This is a genomic window from Occallatibacter savannae (genome assembly GCF_003131205.1).
Classification (GTDB): Bacteria; Acidobacteriota; Terriglobia; order Terriglobales; family Acidobacteriaceae; genus Telmatobacter; species Telmatobacter savannae.
In genome coordinates this window covers 271,923-287,199 of sequence record NZ_QFFY01000003.1, presented here as the reverse complement: position 1 = coordinate 287,199, position 15,277 = coordinate 271,923, and the positions used below count along the sequence as shown (strand labels likewise).

The window sequence follows — 15,277 nt, the reverse complement described above, 5'->3', positions numbered from 1 at the left end:
GTTCACGCAAATTTCATATTCCCAAGATCAGACAGCAGCGCCGGGCCACTGGAACTCCATCCCAGTTCCTTCCGCGTCTTCTCACTCGACGCGGTAAGATCGATTCCGACCAGGCGGCCAAGGAACCCAAAGTGCGCGTTCGCCTCTTCCTGCGAGAGCGACTTCACCGGAACCTTGAGCCCGCGCCCGATCGCCTCAGCAATCTCTCTCACGCGTACACCTTCTTCTGCCACCGCGTGGTAGCGCGCTCCCGAGCGGCCCTTCTCCAGCGCGAGCCGGTACAGCCCGGCAGCAGAATACCTCGGGGCCGCCGCCCAGCGATTCTCCCCATCCCCAACGTACGCAGAGACTCCAGTCTGCCGCGCGGTCTGAATGAGATACGTAATCAGCCCTTGCTTCTCCGTATCGTGAACCTGCGGCAGGCGAATCACCATGGACTTCACTCCCAGCTTCTCCACGGCCGCCGCCGCATGTTCTGAAGCACGCGGAAAGCCCGATCCCAACGAGGGAGGAGCATCATCCTCTGTCGCCGGACGACCCTGCGCCACCAGCGCAACCCCGCTGGTGACGATCAGCGTCTTCCCCGATCCCGCCAGCACCTCTCCCATGGCTTCGATCGCTTTCCGGTCTTCGTCGCAATCCTGCTGAAACCGGGAGAAGTCGTGATTGAACGCCGTATGAATCACCGCATCGGCCGAAGCCGCTCCGCTGCGAAGACTCTCCACATCTTCCAGGCTTCCGCGGTGCGCCTCCGCTCGCGCCGCAGCCAGTTCGCGGGCTCCCGCATCGCTGCGAGTGAGCCCAAGAACGCTATGTCCGGCCTCGATCAGATCCTTCACGACCACCGAACCAATAAACCCTGTTGCCCCTGTAACAAAAACGCGCATAGAAAAACCTCCTGAATTTTCAGTTAATCCTTCGTGTGATCAATGAGCTGCCGAGGAAGCAGCTGCGCCCGCTCCGGCCATCGCGTCGAGCTCCGCCATCACCTCGACCGGAACCTCCAAGGTCGCGGCCTCGAGATTCTCGCGGAAGTGCACCCGCGACGAAGTCCCCGGAATCACCAGGATGTTGGGCGAGCGATGCAGCAGCCACGCCAGCGCAACCTGCATCGGCGTCGCGTTCAGGCGCTCAGCCGTCTTCGACAGCGCATCCGATTGCAGTGGGCTGAATCCACCCAGCGGGAAGAACGGCACGTACGCAATCCCATCGCGATTCAACGCGTCAATTAGAGCATCATCACCGCGCTGCGCAAGGTTGTACTGGTTCTGGACGCACACAATCGGAACGATGCGCCTCGCCTCATCCACCTGTACAGGCGTCACGTTGCTCAGTCCTATGTGGCGGATCAGGCCTTGCCGCTGCAGCTCTGCCATCGCAGTCACTTGAGGCTCAATCGAACCTTCGACGGGGTGGTGCGGGCTGAACATGACGCGCAGATTGACCACATCCAGAACATCGAGACCAAGATTACGCAGATTGTCGTGGACGGACCGCGTCAGCCCTTCAGGTGTAGCATCCGATATCCACGACCCATCGTCGCCTCGCCGCGCTCCAACCTTGGTCACGATCACGAGATCCTTGGGATACGGCTTCAGCGCCTGCCTGATGATCTGGTTCGTGACATGAGGTCCGTAAATGTCAGCCGTATCAATATGGTCCACCCCGCTTGCAACAACCTCACGCAACAGCGCGATCGCGCCCTCAACGTCGGCCGGCGGACCCCACACAAACTTGTTGCCATCGCGCCCCGCAAGCTGCATGGCGCCGTATCCCATGCGCTTCACCGTCAACGACGTTCTGGGGAAGGTGAATGTTTGTTTCGAACTACTGTCCTTTGCCATCGCAAATCCTCCAGCAGAACTCTCTTCACGCCCGCTCTGCCTTGACGAACCTTCCCGGCAGAGTTAAAACGGAGAGTGTCTCCGAAACAGTAGATAACCGGAGCTTCTCTCCGGTTGCAGGAATTTTTCAGGTGGCTGGCAAAATATCAAAATCAGATGCGCGAAAACCCCGTGCCGATGCGCAGCGCAATCGCGAGCGCATTCTCGAGGTCGCGAAACAAGTCTTTACGCGCCAGGGTGCCGACGCCAGCATGGACGAGATTGCCCGATCAGCGGAAGTCGGTCCCGGAACCCTCTATCGCCACTTCCCAACCAGAGATGCGCTATTGGAAGCCGTCTATCGCAGCGAGGTAGAGAGGATCGCCGCCGCCGGACGACAGCTTGCCGAAGAGAAGCCTCCTCTCGAAGCACTCCGGGCCTGGATGCTGCTCTTTGTGGATCATGTCGCCGCCAAGCTGATCATCGCTCCGGCCCTCAATTCCATCGTCGGCGGTCCTGGCAGGCTCTACGAGAACTCCCACAGCAAAGTAAGAGGCACGCTTGAACTGCTGGTCAAGCGTGCCATCAAAAATGGAGATGTGCGCAAGGACATCGAACCCTTTGATCTGCTGCGCGCTCTGGTCGGCGTTGCCTACGTGCCTGCCGCACCAGACTGGCAGCAGAGTGCGCGCCGCCTCGTCGACATCCTCGTCGCCGGCCTGCGCCCGGTAAAGTAGCGCAGAACCCCGCTATTTCGACGACGGTGCCAGCGCCCCCTTCAGCTGCACATCTCCGCTCACCGTCTTCGGATCTACGATCAGTTCCTTCAGCTTCGTCTCTACATCCGCCGGAACGTCCTTTTGATAACGTCCGCCCAGATACTTCGGCAGGAACTGCTCAATCGCCGTGACCATTGCCAGGTTGTTGATGGGCCTCGCGAATCCGTGGCCCTCATCCGATGCGACTAGGTACTCTACTGGCTTCCCGTTGTCCCGCACCGCCGCGACGATCTGGTTGCTCTCGCGAATGTTCACGCGCGGATCGTTCTTCCCCTGCACCACCATCAGCGGCGTGACGATGTCCTTCGCTTTCGTCAGCGGCGACTCAGCCATCAGCAGCGCTTTGCCTTCCGGCGTAGTCGGATCGGCCATCCGCGTGTACATTTGCTTGCGCCCCGCCTCCCAGTACGGCGGAATCGCATCCAGCAGCGTAATCAGATTCGAGGGCGCAACGATGGCAACCGCCGCCGCGTACACATCCGGCGTGAACGCAACCCCTGCAAGCGTCGCATAACCGCCGTAAGATCCGCCGGCGATCGCAACCTTCTTTGCGTCGACTGTTCCGTCCGCGATCAGAGCTTTCACACCCCAGGTGATGTCGTCCTGCATCTTGCGGCCCCACTCGCCATTGCCCGCGTTCAGGAACTTCTTTCCATACCCTGTCGAAGCTCTGAAGTTCGGCTGCAGCACGGCGTAGCCGCGGTTCGCAAAGAACTGTGCGAACGTGTCGTAGCCCCACGTGTCTCGCCCCCACGGCCCGCCGTGCGGAAACACCACTAGGGGCAGGTTTTTTGCCGGCAGGCCCTTCGGCAGTGTCAGATATGCGGGAATCTCCAGACCATCAGACGACTTGTACCGGTACGGCTTGCGCTCCGACAGAGCATTACGCGGCAACTCCTCGCGAATACGATATTGCAGGTCGAGTTTCTTCGCCTTCCGGTCCCACACGTACGTCTCGCCCGGCTCCACATCGCTATGGGCATTCACGATCCAGATGTTCTCATCGTTCGATCGCGCGCCCAAGTCGATCTCCTTGCCCGGCAGCTTCGACTGCAGCCACTTGTACTCGCTTTCAAATGCCTTGTCCTTGAAATAGAGCCGTGAGCGATCATCCTCATACCGCGTAAACAGCACGCGATAGTCAACCTCCGACTGCAGCAGGCCCTCGGAATCAACCCGGTTCTCGGGATCTTTCTCGTAGATCTTCGTGGAGCCCGAAGACGGGTCCATCATCTGGATCTCGGTGAGATCAACGTCGCCCTTGTTCGTTACCAGATAGACCTGCTTGTTCTCCGCGTCGAACCCGGAAACTCCGCACGACTCCAGCACCGTGCAGCTGTAGATCAGCTTGAAGCCATCAGGATCGACCCTCAGGATTTCGGTGTCTCCAGCCTTGTTGGTCCGCTCAGCAATCCGCAGCGTGCCGGAATTGTCGAAATCCCATCCTGCAATCTGCTCAGTGTTCTGCTTGACCAGCTTCTTTTCGCCCGACGAAATCGACAGCTCATAAAGGTCGTGCCACTTCGGATCGCGGTCGTTCAGTCCGATGTAAAGCGTGTTCGGCTTCGATTTCGGCGCGGCGTAAATCATCGTCCGTACGCCCTTCAAACTTGTCAGCGCGCGTGTCGGCGGCGTTCCAGTCGCAGGCTCGACCGCCTGCGTTGGATCGATCGCGTACACGTTGAAGTTCTCGTCACCGCCTGCATCCTGCGCGTAGAGCAGGTATTTCGAATCCCGGCTCCAGAAATACCCTCGGACCGGCCGCGAAGCCTCGTGGCTCACGGGCCGCGCCGCGCTGAAGGGCTCGGTCGCCTTCTTCACCCATATGTTCCGGGTCCCTTTGTACGGCTTGAGGAACGAGATCCACTGTCCATCGGGTGAGATCTGTGCACCCGCAATCTGAATCTCACCGAAGAATGCCGCCCGGTCGATGATCGGCGGTTGCTGCGCGATTGCAGACGACGCTCCAAGAACTCCCATAAGAACCATAGTTGAAAAGAACCGCCTCATGGATTCCTCCAAAACTGCCGCACCTGTTGGCACTCGAAGATTACTCCTGCCCACTAAGAATTCCCAATCTCATTTCGTCATCTCGCCGATCTCCGCCCAGATGACTTCATCGATCGCCAGACCCAGCCGGCGGTTCTCTTCGCGCAGCCGCAGCGTGTTTTCTCCGGGATAGCGGACCCCCTTGCTATCTTCGGCAGGCCGCGAGCGGTGCAGGGAAGCGACCACCTCGTCCGCGATCAGCTCGAGCTTATCCGCATCTCCAAGCGTCCGCGGATCGATGGCCACGAACATCTGCGACAGCCCCGTCTCGCGGAGCGGGTCATTCGCAATCTGATGGGTCGCATTTCCCATCGACGTCATCGACGCAATCAGGTCGAGCATCACTGCCAATCCAGACCCTTTCCAGAACCCGATCGGCAGCAGCCGCTGCGATGCCTCGATCGCTGCGGGATCGCGGGTCACCTTGCCTTCGGCATCGAATCCGCCCTCGACCGGCAACATTTCGCCACGGCGGCGATAGCTCTCCAGCGCTCCATACGAAAACTGCGACATCGCCATGTCGAGCACCACGTGTCCATTCGCCCGCGGCACTGCAAGCACAACAGGGTTGTTGCCGATCGCCGCATCCAGCCCGCCCCATGGCGGCACATTTGGCATGGTGTTGGTCCAGCAGATCCCGATCACTCCCGAATCCGCCGCTTGCCACCCGTAAGTCCCGCCCCGCATCCAGTGATTCGTATTCGCCAGCGCGACGCACCCGATGCCATGCTCACCGCTCAGCTCAACAGCTCGCGCCATTGCAGCATGCGCATTCAGATTCCCCGGTCCGCGCCGCCCATCGCACCGCTCCATCGCACCAAACCGCGCAACGATGCGCGGCTCCGCATCCGGATCGACGCTCCCATTGCGCACCATCGCCACGAACCGCGGAAAGCGGTTCACCCCGTGCGAATACACCCCGTCGCAAGTCGTCTCCGCAAAAAGCCGCGCCGACAACCTCGCCCGCTCTTCACTGAAACCCAGCGAACGCAGGACACTTGCCAACTGCTTCCCAACCTCGTCGAAAGAGACTCTGAACACTGATCACTGACCCCTGATCACTGCTCTCTGCCCTTGTGGTAATTCGGATACACCGGCCGCTGCACCTCATGCTCCGGCTGCTTGCTCAACTCATCCAGTGCCAGCGACACCGCTTTCTCCAACTGCGGATCGTGTCCCTCGCTCACGGCCTTCGGATCCTGCTCCACCGCATAATCCGGTTCCACGCCGTGATTCTCAACATCCCACTCGCCCTTCGGCGAGAAGAACGCAACGCTGGGTGACGTCACATGTCCGCCATCCATCAGCACCGGAATCGGCCCGATCCCCACCAGTCCGCCCCAGGTTCGCTTGCCCACGAGAGGTCCGAGCTTCGCCTGTTTGAACAGCCAGGGCAGGGCATCGCCGCCCGATCCTGAAAATTCATTCGCGATCATGACCTTCGGTCCATAAATGCCGGCGTTCGGGGTATGCTCGATCTTCCCGTACCTCGGCGCCCAGTACGACTCGATATGGCGCCCCAGCACTTCGATAAAGTAATCGGCAACCTGTCCGCCGCCGTTGAACCGCTCATCGATAATCGCACCCTGCTTGTCCGTCTGCGCAAAGTAGTACCGGTTGAAGTTCGTAAATCCGCCTTCGCCCGTATCCGGCAGATAGACATACGCCAGCTTGCCCCCCGAGAGCTGATCCACCTTCTTCTGATTGCTGTCGATCCAGTCCACGTTGCGCAGCGCCGCTTCGCTTGGAATCGGCGTCACCGAGATGTCGCGCGCATTCTTCCCGTCGGCATCTCCAATGCGCACGCTGATCACCTTGCCCGCCGTTCCCTCCAGCGGCTGCTGAATGTCCATATCAGCCGTCAGCTCCTGCCCATTGAGATCGAGAATGCAGTCGCCAACCTTTACGTTCAATCCCGGCTGCGCCAGCGGCGCTCTCGCCTGCGGATTGAAATCGCCTCCGGTGTAGATCTTGGCGATGCAGTAGCGATTGCCCTTGATCTGGTAATCAGCACCCAGCAGCCCTCCGGGTACCTTCTTCGCACTCGGAATCTGTCCCCCGTTTCCCCGCAGATGCCCCACGGAGAACGCGCTCAGCATCTCCTGAAAGATGTAGTTCAGGTCCGCGCGCGACGCAATCGACTCGACGTACGGCTCGAACTTCTTCTCATCTGCAACCGTGTTCGTTCCGTGGAAGTTCGGATCGTAGAAGAACGCGCGCTCGATTCGCCACACGTCGTGGTACATTTGGGCCCACTCCGCATGTGGATCCACGCGCATCTTTACGTCCCCGAACGAAAGCACTCCCTCGCCGGCCTTCACCGGAGCATTCGCCGCCACGATCACCCACGTGGGTTTGGGACCTCCACCCGGAGGTGTGTCGCCTCCAGAACCTGAATGTCCGAGCGCAAGCAGCATCTTCTCGCCGTTCGCAGTCAGTTCGAAGTGCTCGGCATTCTCCGCCAGCTTCTCCGTCTTTCGTTCCTCCGGCGTCCAGCGGCTTAGGATCTCCCCGCGCTCTGAAAATCTGTCCGACAGCGACCTCTCCGTGAAATACACGCTGCCCTTCAACCCGCCTGCAACTCCGGTGTAGACGCTCGCGGGCAGAGGCATCGCTACGATCCGCTTCTCGATGCCATCCAGATCCACCTTCACCGGCTTCGGCGGAGCGGGCTTTGCATGCGCCTTTTCGTCGCCGCTGGTCTCCTTCGTATCGGCAGACTTCTGATCGCCCTCGCTCTTCTTCTCGCCGGCCTTATCTTCGTCCTTGTTCTTCTTTTCGTCCGAAGGATTTTTCTCGTCGTCCATCTCCGGCGCAATCGGCGAAGCCGTATCCGCCGCCAGCGTCACCGCATAGATATGCGAAGTCACCAGGTAAAGATCGCTCGTCATATCCAGCCCATCCGAAGTCGGGCCCGCATTGGTGCTCGCAATCAAGTACAGGTACTTGCCATCTCGATCGAATGCCGGATGACTCGCGTCCCCCATCAGGCTCGTTACCTGCGTCGACTGCCCCGATTCCAGCGAGTACAGGTAGATCGCGTGCAGGTGATTCGGCATTGATCGCGCATACGCCACCCACTTCGAATCCGGCGACCACGCAAAGTCCAGCTCCTGATCCGAGAACCCTCCGTAGACATTCTTGTCATTCACCACCGACAACTTGCCGTTCGTCGTGTCCAGCACATACGTCTTCGAACGGTTATCGTAGAACGCAACCTTCTTCGAGTCGGGCGACCACTTGGTGCCGAAGTAGTAGTCCGCTTCTTTCTCAAGCGGGAATTTCTTAACTGCTCCAGCGCCTGCCGTGGCGTTCCCCGTCTGCGGCGCAACATGCAACGCATACAGCCCCGACTCGTCAGAGAAGTATGCAATCGACTGCCCGTCCGGCGACCATGCCGGTTCTCGCTCCATCACTCCCGGCGTATTGGTGATGTCGCGCGTTGGCCCGTGCTTCACCGGCACCGTGAAGATGTCGCCATGCGCCTCAATCACCGCGCGAAGGCCAGTCGGCGAAACAGCCGCATTCTCCAACTCGTCCCCCACGCTCGCAATGCGCGACCGCACCTCAGGCATGTCCGCGTCAATCTCGATCGGCACAAGTTTGCTCGTTCCGCTCTTCGTGTCGTACAGATAAATCTCGCCCAGCCGGTCGTACACCAGCGTGTCACCCTCGCCCTGCATCGACCGAATGTCCGATCCATCATTCTCAAGCGCCTGCGACACAGTCTTCGACGCCGGATCGTACTTGAAGATCGTCGCCTTGCCCTTCCGTGCCGACAGGAAGTAGACCTTGCCGCCCGCAAACACCGGCGCGAAATCCGACGACACTTCATGTGGAATCTGAACCGACTCGAGTCCCGGCAGCGTCGTCACCCAGATCGTGCTCGCACGTCCGCCTCGATAGTTCCCCCACGACACATACGACATGTAATCGAATCCATACGCGGGCGGCAGCGGCGAATACGCAATCTGCGTTCCGTCTTGCGAAAATGTCCCCTGATACGCCATCGGTAACGGCAATACCTTCGCGATCCCGCCCTTCGCCGGCACGTCGTACAGCTGCGTATACCGGCTCTGCGAGATCCGTGTCGACCGAAACACAATGTCCTTCCCGTCGCGGGTCCACGCAACCGCGTAATCCGCCGCCGGATGATACGTCACGCGAAACGGAACTCCGCCCGCTGCGGGAATCGTGAACACATCCGTATTCCCGTCATAGTCTCCCGTAAACGCAATGGTGCTGCCATCCGGCGAGAACACTGGGTCCGTCTCGATCCCAACGCCCGTCGTCAGCCTGCGAGCCACACCACCTGCCCGTGGCACGGTCCACAAGTCTCCCGCATACCCGAACGCGATCAGGTCTTTGCTCAGCGCGGGATGCTGAAAGATGTGCGGTTTGGTGGCAGCTTGCGCGACAGATCCGGTCATCCGTCCGGTCGCGATCAGGAAAACAGCAAGGCAGGCAAACACAGGCAGGCGTAGCTTTCGCATCAGGGATCCTCCGGGAACGCCGGTTCGCCCCACGCACCTTCAGGCGAGACCGGTTCGAGAACAGCAGGATTGCCCCAACATCTTACAAGCTTCGGCCGCGGTTCCTCACATCAGATGTGAGGAGTGACTAACTCGCATCGATCGCGCCGCAAACGCTCAGTGTTGCTCCGGCGCGTACACCGGCCGCTTTGGCCGCGGTGAAACCTGCTTCGCTACAGGCTGGCCGCCGCTGCTTGCACTGGTCGCATCAACGGAACTGCTTGATGTCACTCCCGTGACCACAGGGCTTTTATTGCCGCCCGCGAACCGCGTATCGCCTGACTGCACCCCCACAACCACTGGCTGATTGTGCGCAGCCTCCTGATTGTTGTTCGAGAAAACCTGCGTCCCTGCCGTCGACCCGTTGATGACCTCGACCTTCATCTGCCGCGACTTGGCTTTCGAAGATGCTTCCGCCGTGGATCCCTTGTCGAGAACGACGTGGCGCATCTCCTCGCCGTTGATCACGTCCACCGGCACCGCGTTCGATTGCGCTTGCTTGCGGCCCTTGTGCGCCGCAGCTTTGCGTCTGTGGTGCCGTGCCCGATGCCGCGTAGAAGCTTTGTGCACTGCAGTAGAACTCACCTGCTTCGCTGCACTCGTCTGAGCCGGTTTCTGTGTTGTCGTGGGCTGTGGCTGCTGACCGGCCGCGATCAGCGGAGCCGCAATGAGCGGAGCAAGGACCAACGGAAGGCAAACTGGAAGGAGTCGCATCCCTGGCCTCCTTTATCGTTCAATTTCAAAACGCACGCAGGAACCAGGGAAAAATTGCAGCACCACTGAGAACAGCTAAAGCTTCGACGCGATCAGTCCTTCAGCGTAACCGTGATCTTCCGCGCGTCACCACCGGCTGAGGCAATCGCGATCTCTCCCGTCGCCTTCTTGCGGATGCTCTTGAACTTCTCGCCCCACTCCACGAGGACCAGCGCGTCGGATGTCAGCAGTTCTTCCATGCCCAGCGTCTCCAGCTGGCGCTCGCCTTCAATGCGGTACACATCAAGGTGGAAGAGCTTCACCGGCTTGCCTTCGCGCGTGCCGTCATATTCATGCAGCAGCGTGAACGTGGGACTCGTCACTTCGTCAGGCTCTGCGGCGTCAAGCGCCTGCGCAATCCCTTTCACCAGCGTTGTCTTGCCTGTTCCAAGATCGCCGCGCAGAATCAGCAGTTGCGGAGGCGCGAGCAAATGCACCAGCTTGCGCCCGACCTCGACCGTGTCGGAGCCGCTCTGTGTTACGAACTCGTGAATGCGACCCTCGGCCACCGGCGCTTCCTTGCTCATCCTGCCGTCTCCGCGGAGCGCCTCTCCGGCAGCCCCTGCAACCAAACATACCCTCTTTGCCCGTTTTTGCAAAAGCGATTCGCCCGAAAACGAAACGCCTCGGGGAAATACTGGAAACTGTCCGTCGCCAATACCGTGTGCTCATCCGCATCCCGCACCGCAATATCCGCCGCAAGCCCGTGCAGATACACCGCCGCTTCGACCGCGCTCGCAGCTTCACCTGAAAATTGCGCCAGCATTCCCGCAACAATGCCAGTCAGCACATCGCCGCTACCGCCTTTCGCCATCCCAGGATTCCCTGATGTATTCACCGCCACTCTTCCGTCCGGATGTGCGATGAGCGTCCGCGAGCCCTTCAGCACCAGCGTCACGCCGTTATCCCGTGCAAAGATGCGAGCCGTTTCCAATCGGTTAGCCTGCACCTCCGCAACGATCTTTTGTGCCAGCCGAGCCATCTCTCCCGGATGTGGAGTGAGCACAATCGTGCGTCCGCTCTTGCCGCTCTCGGCGAGTTTCTCCATCAGAGGCGGATTCGCCGCCAGCGTATTCAGCCCGTCCGCATCAATCACCAGCGGCAGCTTCGTGTCTGAGAGAGCTGCCTCAAGCAGGATCTCCACTCCCGGCCCCTGTCCCAGCCCCGGCCCTACTGCGATGACCGTGATCTTCTCGATCAGCTTCTCAAATTGCTGCGCCGTGATTCCGCTGCTCGCAAGTTCGCCGGCCGGGCTCGCCATCATCGGATGCGTCATCAACTCCGGCGCAAATGCCGCAACCTGCGCCGCAATCGAACTCGGCACTGCAGCCGTCACCAGTCCTGCTCCCGCCCGCATCGCAGCCATTGCCGACATCGCCGGAGCACCCGACTTTCCCGTCGAACCGCCAATCACCAGCACATGCCCGTATTTGCCCTTGTTCGCATCAGCAGCCCGCGGCCGTTCCAGCAAACTATGCGCGCCGCCCGCCCACTCGATCTGCTCCTTCGACACAATCGCTTCATCGGGAGATCCAATCGCCGCTACCACAACCGGCTGGTCCCATCGCCGGGTCAGTTCTCCAAATACATGCGCCGGCTTGGGAGCCGTAAATGTGATCACCGCGTCTGAAGGAAACGTCTTCGTCTCAACCTGACTCGCCGTCGCGTCCGCCGGCCACCCTGATGGCAAATCAATCGACAGGAAGGGTGCCTTGCTGGCACTCACCCACTCCAGCGCCGCCTCTGCCAGGCCGCGAATTGGAGGTTTGAATCCCGTTCCCACCACCGCATCGATAATCAAATCCGTCTCGAGAGCCGCGTTATGATTGCGCAACTCAGTCGCGGTATTTACCTCAGAGATATACCGGTTCGGCGAAACACTCAGTTCTCGCCATGCAACGGCAGCATCGCCCTTCAGCTCATATTGCGATCCAAGCAGCAGCGTTGTGACTTCCAGTCCGGCCTTCGCCAGCAGCCGTGCTGCCATCATTCCATCGCCGCCGTTATTGCCCTTGCCGCACAGCACGGTCACACGCCGCGCTTTCGGGTACTGCTCCCGCGCAAACACGTCCACAGCCGCCGCTGCGTTCCGCATCAGCTCGATAGACGGCACGCCAGCGCGCTCCGTCGTGACGCGATCGCACGCCTGCATCTCCGCTGCGCTCAAAACCTTCATCGGAACCATCCTAAAGGTTCCTGAAGCGCTGCGGTGTGACCCGTGAACCTCGAGATTCGCAAGACTGAAATCCGGCAGAACGCCCGCCTTGTGTTCAGATTCTGCCGATCTGAGCGAGCTCTCTCTGCAGGGCTGGGTCGTCAAACTCCTCGATGCGGAGCGCACCAAGTCGTTCGATCCTAGCGTCCAGCTTTTCAAAAGCCTCGCGAAACGCCCATGCGATCTCCTCCGGCGAGTCCTTAACCGCAGCGGGATCGGCGATCCCCCAATGCGCGGTAATCGCGCGCCCCGGCCACAAAGGGCAATGCTCTCGCGCCGCGTTATCGCAAACAGTAAAGATGAAATCCAGATGCGGAGCTCCTGGCCCCGCAAACTCATCCCACGATTTGCTCCTCAATCCCTCAATCGAAATTCCAGCCAGCTGCAATTGCCGCAGAGCCTCTGGCCTCGGCTGCCCTGTTGGATGACTTCCCGCGCTGTACGCCGTGAATCGGCCCCGCCCCCTATGGTTCAGGATTGCTTCAGCCATGATGGACCGGGCCGAATTCCCAGTGCACAAAAACAGCACGTTGTAGTGATCGGACATTCTTTATGCGCTCGCAATCGAGATCGGATTACAGCAATCAGTTCCGCAACAGGCCGCCTTCGGCTTTGAAGCCCTTATGAATCCGCTCATGAACTTCTTGTGAACGAGCGGAGCAATCGCATCCACGTCCACACCGGCCTCGGTCAGAAAATGCCGTGCATCTTCCACGTCGTACTCGCGCGTCGGCTCAATCGAAACATCCTCGAACCCCGCAGCCTTCAACTTCGCAATGTAGTCGTTTTCTTCCAGCGCGCCTGCGATGCAACCCACCCACAGCAACATGCTTCTGCGCACCTCATCCGGCACCTCGCCGCGCACCACCACATCCGAAACCGCAAAACGCCCACCCGGCTTCAGAACCCGAAACGCCTCGCGCAGCACCTTGTCCTTATCCGCCGACAGGTTGATCACGCAGTTTGAAATCACCACATCGACCGCATTATCCGGCAGCGGGATACTCTCGATCTCGCCCTTCAGAAACTCGACATTCTCTACGCCCGCTTGTCTCTGGTTCTCGCGTGCCAGCGCCAGCATCTCGTCTGTCATATCCAGCCCATAAGCTTTGCCAGTCGGCCCCACTCTCTTTGCCGACAGCAGCACATCGATGCCGCCGCCCGACCCAAGGTCCAGCACCGCCTCACCCGCCTTCAGCTCAATCAGCGCCGTAGGATTTCCGCACCCCAGCGATGCCAGTACGGCTTTCTCCGGAATCAGTCCCTTCTCGTCCTTGCTGTAAAGATTGGTCGTGATCGGATCGCAGCACCGCAGCCCAGGATCGCAACAAGCCTGCACGCTTCCCGCTTCCGCTACGGCCTTTGCCGCGCTCCCATACTTCTGCCTCACTTCGTCTTTGACCGAGTGAATAGAATTCACGATGGCGTCCTCATATACGCTCACACGAATGTATTCCTTCCGCCTCACATGCGTCAAGGCGTATATAATCGTTTCGTGGCGCGTTCTTCCTCCAGTCCCGATCTGACACCGCTCTTCGCCGCTCTGGCCGACCGTACTCGCCTGCGCCTGCTCAATCTCATGGACGGCCGCGAGGTCTGCGTCTGCTACTTCGTCGAGGTCCTGCGCCAGAGCCAGCCCAAGATCTCACGGCATCTCGCCTACCTTCGGCGCGCCGGAATCGTTGCCGCTCGACGGGAAGGGAAGTGGATGCACTACCGCATCGAACGCCCCTCGCACTCCGGCCCTCTCGCCATTCTCGAAGCGGCTCTGGCCTCTTTCAGTGCCGATCGCGAAATGCAATCCGATCTGCAGCGCCTCACCAAAGCATGCTGCCGGCCTCGTACTTTCGTCACCCTCGAAGGCGCACCGCGGCCGACTCCGATTGCGACCAGCCCCTCTTAATCTTCATCATCGCGAGCGATCTCACTAGGTAGATTTTTCCGTTCGCAGGAACTTCTTTCCTGCCGCAAAACCGCACCTCAATCGCAACACACGCCTGATTCAACTACTTACCTTCCCCGCCACTCTGGAACCTCACGTGCACATTCTGTAGTGAACAGCAGTACACATCTCCCCGCAGCACTCAGGAGGCACCATGGACGATCTTGCTTCCCCCCAGACCTCGGCCACACCCAAACACTGGATCGCTTACGCCGCAGTCGCAGTTCTCGGCCTCGGCCTGGGCGGCTACGCGATACACGAGCACAGCACTGCGCAGGAACTGGCCGCGCAAAACGCGCAGCAGAACGCCACCCTCTCTGCCACCCAGCATCAGCTCAGCGATCTCGCCACCCGCGTTAATGAGCTCGCCGCAGTCAACGCAGCCCAGGCATCGCTTGCTCCAGCTGCACCTGCTCCCGCCCGCACAGCCCCAGCGGCTCGCGCCACCACCAAGCCCCGGGCGAGAGTCGATTCCCGCTACAAGAAATTGCAGGCCCAGCTCGACGCCCAGAACAAAGCCATCGAGCAAAACCGTAAGGATCTCGAAGGCACTCTGGCCAGCACCCGCACCGAGCTTTCAGGCTCCATCGCGCACACCCACGACGAACTCGTCCTCCTCGAAAAGAAAGGCGAGCGTAGCTACGCCGAGTTCGACCTCGCCAAGTCGAAGACCTTTAAGCGCGAAGGTCCCCTTGAAATCCGCCTGAAGAAGGCCAACAACAAGCACCAGTACGCCGATCTCGAAATGATGGTCGACGATCGCAACCTCTCGCAGAAGCACGTCAACCTCTACCAGCCGGTCATGTTCTACACGCCGGATAGCCCGCAACCGGTCGAGATCGTCATTAATCAGGTCGACAAGGACCACATCCACGGCTACGTCAGCGCGCCAAAATACCGCAAATCCGAACTTGCAGCGATGGCTGCTCCCGCCGACGCCGCTTCAGCAGCGCCGGGCGACTCCGCCGTTCAGCCGCCGCAGCGCAAAAAGCTGCCCCTCCCGGAATCTCAGCCATAGAGAATACACATAAATAGATACAGAGCAGGGCGGCCTTCACCAGCAGGCCGCCCTCTCTGTTTTCTGGCAGCCGCGCTCGTCGCCCATTCCAGAAATGAGCGCGAAGTCTCCCTCTCGCGAAACCTGCCGCGCTCCTGTTCCGTCTTCAAACTAGGAAATCCGTTCA

At 60.0% G+C, this 15,277-nt stretch carries 13 protein-coding genes; 3 read left to right on the top strand and 10 right to left on the bottom strand.

Annotated features, from left to right (window positions below; all coding sequences use genetic code 11):
* Positions 1-2: 2 nt before the first annotated feature.
* Together DHV10_RS12980 and DHV10_RS12975 are read right to left on the bottom strand one after the other, a co-directional pair.
* The gene (locus DHV10_RS12980) at positions 3-887 is read right to left on the bottom strand and encodes an SDR family oxidoreductase (RefSeq protein WP_109486798.1); all 885 of its coding nucleotides are present in this window, start codon (positions 885-887) and stop codon (positions 3-5) included.
* 39 nt (positions 888-926) lie between these two features.
* Positions 927-1,844: an aldo/keto reductase family oxidoreductase gene (locus DHV10_RS12975; protein ID WP_109486797.1), complete on the bottom strand. Its 918-nt coding sequence runs from the start codon at positions 1,842-1,844 to the stop codon at positions 927-929.
* A gap of 131 nt (positions 1,845-1,975) precedes the next feature.
* On the opposite strand from DHV10_RS12975, the gene DHV10_RS12970 reads away from it, so the two are divergent.
* The gene (locus DHV10_RS12970; RefSeq protein WP_239461618.1) at positions 1,976-2,560 is read left to right on the top strand and encodes a TetR/AcrR family transcriptional regulator; all 585 of its coding nucleotides are present in this window, start codon (positions 1,976-1,978) and stop codon (positions 2,558-2,560) included.
* 12 nt (positions 2,561-2,572) lie between these two features.
* Here the strand turns inward: DHV10_RS12970 and DHV10_RS12965 are convergent, their stop codons facing one another.
* From DHV10_RS12965 to DHV10_RS12930, 8 genes are all read right to left on the bottom strand, one after another.
* A complete protein-coding gene (locus DHV10_RS12965) occupies positions 2,573-4,612 on the bottom strand; it encodes a S9 family peptidase (protein ID WP_109486795.1) in 2,040 nt (679 codons plus the stop codon).
* A gap of 69 nt (positions 4,613-4,681) precedes the next feature.
* Positions 4,682-5,692: a 3-dehydro-L-gulonate 2-dehydrogenase gene (yiaK, locus tag DHV10_RS12960; protein ID WP_109486794.1), complete on the bottom strand. Its 1,011-nt coding sequence runs from the start codon at positions 5,690-5,692 to the stop codon at positions 4,682-4,684.
* A 17-nt stretch (positions 5,693-5,709) separates the two neighbouring features.
* A complete protein-coding gene (locus DHV10_RS12955; protein WP_239461614.1) occupies positions 5,710-9,144 on the bottom strand; it encodes a S41 family peptidase in 3,435 nt (1,144 codons plus the stop codon).
* Positions 9,145-9,300: 156 nt separating this feature from the next.
* A complete protein-coding gene (locus tag DHV10_RS12950; protein WP_109486793.1) occupies positions 9,301-9,897 on the bottom strand; it encodes a hypothetical protein in 597 nt (198 codons plus the stop codon).
* A 92-nt stretch (positions 9,898-9,989) separates the two neighbouring features.
* A complete protein-coding gene (gene tsaE, locus DHV10_RS12945; RefSeq protein WP_109486792.1) occupies positions 9,990-10,463 on the bottom strand; it encodes a tRNA (adenosine(37)-N6)-threonylcarbamoyltransferase complex ATPase subunit type 1 TsaE in 474 nt (157 codons plus the stop codon).
* Positions 10,460-12,112, bottom strand: a complete 1,653-nt coding sequence (locus DHV10_RS12940; RefSeq protein ID WP_109487159.1) for an NAD(P)H-hydrate dehydratase — start codon at positions 12,110-12,112, stop codon at positions 10,460-10,462. Before DHV10_RS12940 ends, tsaE begins: the two co-directional genes overlap by 4 nt.
* A gap of 94 nt (positions 12,113-12,206) precedes the next feature.
* Positions 12,207-12,698 (bottom strand): arsenate reductase ArsC, encoded by a 492-nt coding sequence (locus tag DHV10_RS12935; protein ID WP_109486791.1) that lies wholly within the window; start codon positions 12,696-12,698, stop codon positions 12,207-12,209.
* 3 nt (positions 12,699-12,701) lie between these two features.
* Positions 12,702-13,571, bottom strand: coding sequence for an arsenite methyltransferase (locus tag DHV10_RS12930; RefSeq protein WP_204101408.1), 870 nt, complete (start codon positions 13,569-13,571; stop codon positions 12,702-12,704).
* A gap of 75 nt (positions 13,572-13,646) precedes the next feature.
* On the opposite strand from DHV10_RS12930, the gene DHV10_RS12925 reads away from it, so the two are divergent.
* Positions 13,647-14,054 (top strand): ArsR/SmtB family transcription factor, encoded by a 408-nt coding sequence (locus tag DHV10_RS12925; RefSeq protein WP_239461611.1) that lies wholly within the window; start codon positions 13,647-13,649, stop codon positions 14,052-14,054.
* A 193-nt stretch (positions 14,055-14,247) separates the two neighbouring features.
* On the top strand, positions 14,248-15,111 hold the full coding sequence (locus DHV10_RS12920; RefSeq protein ID WP_109486789.1) for a hypothetical protein: 864 nt from the start codon (positions 14,248-14,250) through the stop codon (positions 15,109-15,111).
* Positions 15,112-15,277 lie beyond the last annotated feature (166 nt).

Bases quoted from the DNA above. Each gene is read 5' to 3' on its own strand.
- DHV10_RS12980 (WP_109486798.1), bottom strand. From the start codon at position 887: ATGCGCGTTTTTGTTACAGGGGCAACAGGGTTTATTGGTTCGGTGGTC.
- DHV10_RS12965 (WP_109486795.1), bottom strand. From the start codon at position 4,612: ATGAGGCGGTTCTTTTCAACTATGGTTCTTATGGGAGTTCTTGGAGCG.
- DHV10_RS12940 (WP_109487159.1), bottom strand. From the start codon at position 12,112: ATGAAGGTTTTGAGCGCAGCGGAGATGCAGGCGTGCGATCGCGTCACG.
- tsaE (WP_109486792.1), bottom strand. From the start codon at position 10,463: ATGAGCAAGGAAGCGCCGGTGGCCGAGGGTCGCATTCACGAGTTCGTA.
- DHV10_RS12950 (WP_109486793.1), bottom strand. From the start codon at position 9,897: ATGCGACTCCTTCCAGTTTGCCTTCCGTTGGTCCTTGCTCCGCTCATT.
- DHV10_RS12935 (WP_109486791.1), bottom strand. From the start codon at position 12,698: ATGTCCGATCACTACAACGTGCTGTTTTTGTGCACTGGGAATTCGGCC.
- DHV10_RS12975 (WP_109486797.1), bottom strand. From the start codon at position 1,844: ATGGCAAAGGACAGTAGTTCGAAACAAACATTCACCTTCCCCAGAACG.
- DHV10_RS12920 (WP_109486789.1), top strand. From the start codon at position 14,248: ATGGACGATCTTGCTTCCCCCCAGACCTCGGCCACACCCAAACACTGG.
- DHV10_RS12955 (WP_239461614.1), bottom strand. From the start codon at position 9,144: ATGCGAAAGCTACGCCTGCCTGTGTTTGCCTGCCTTGCTGTTTTCCTG.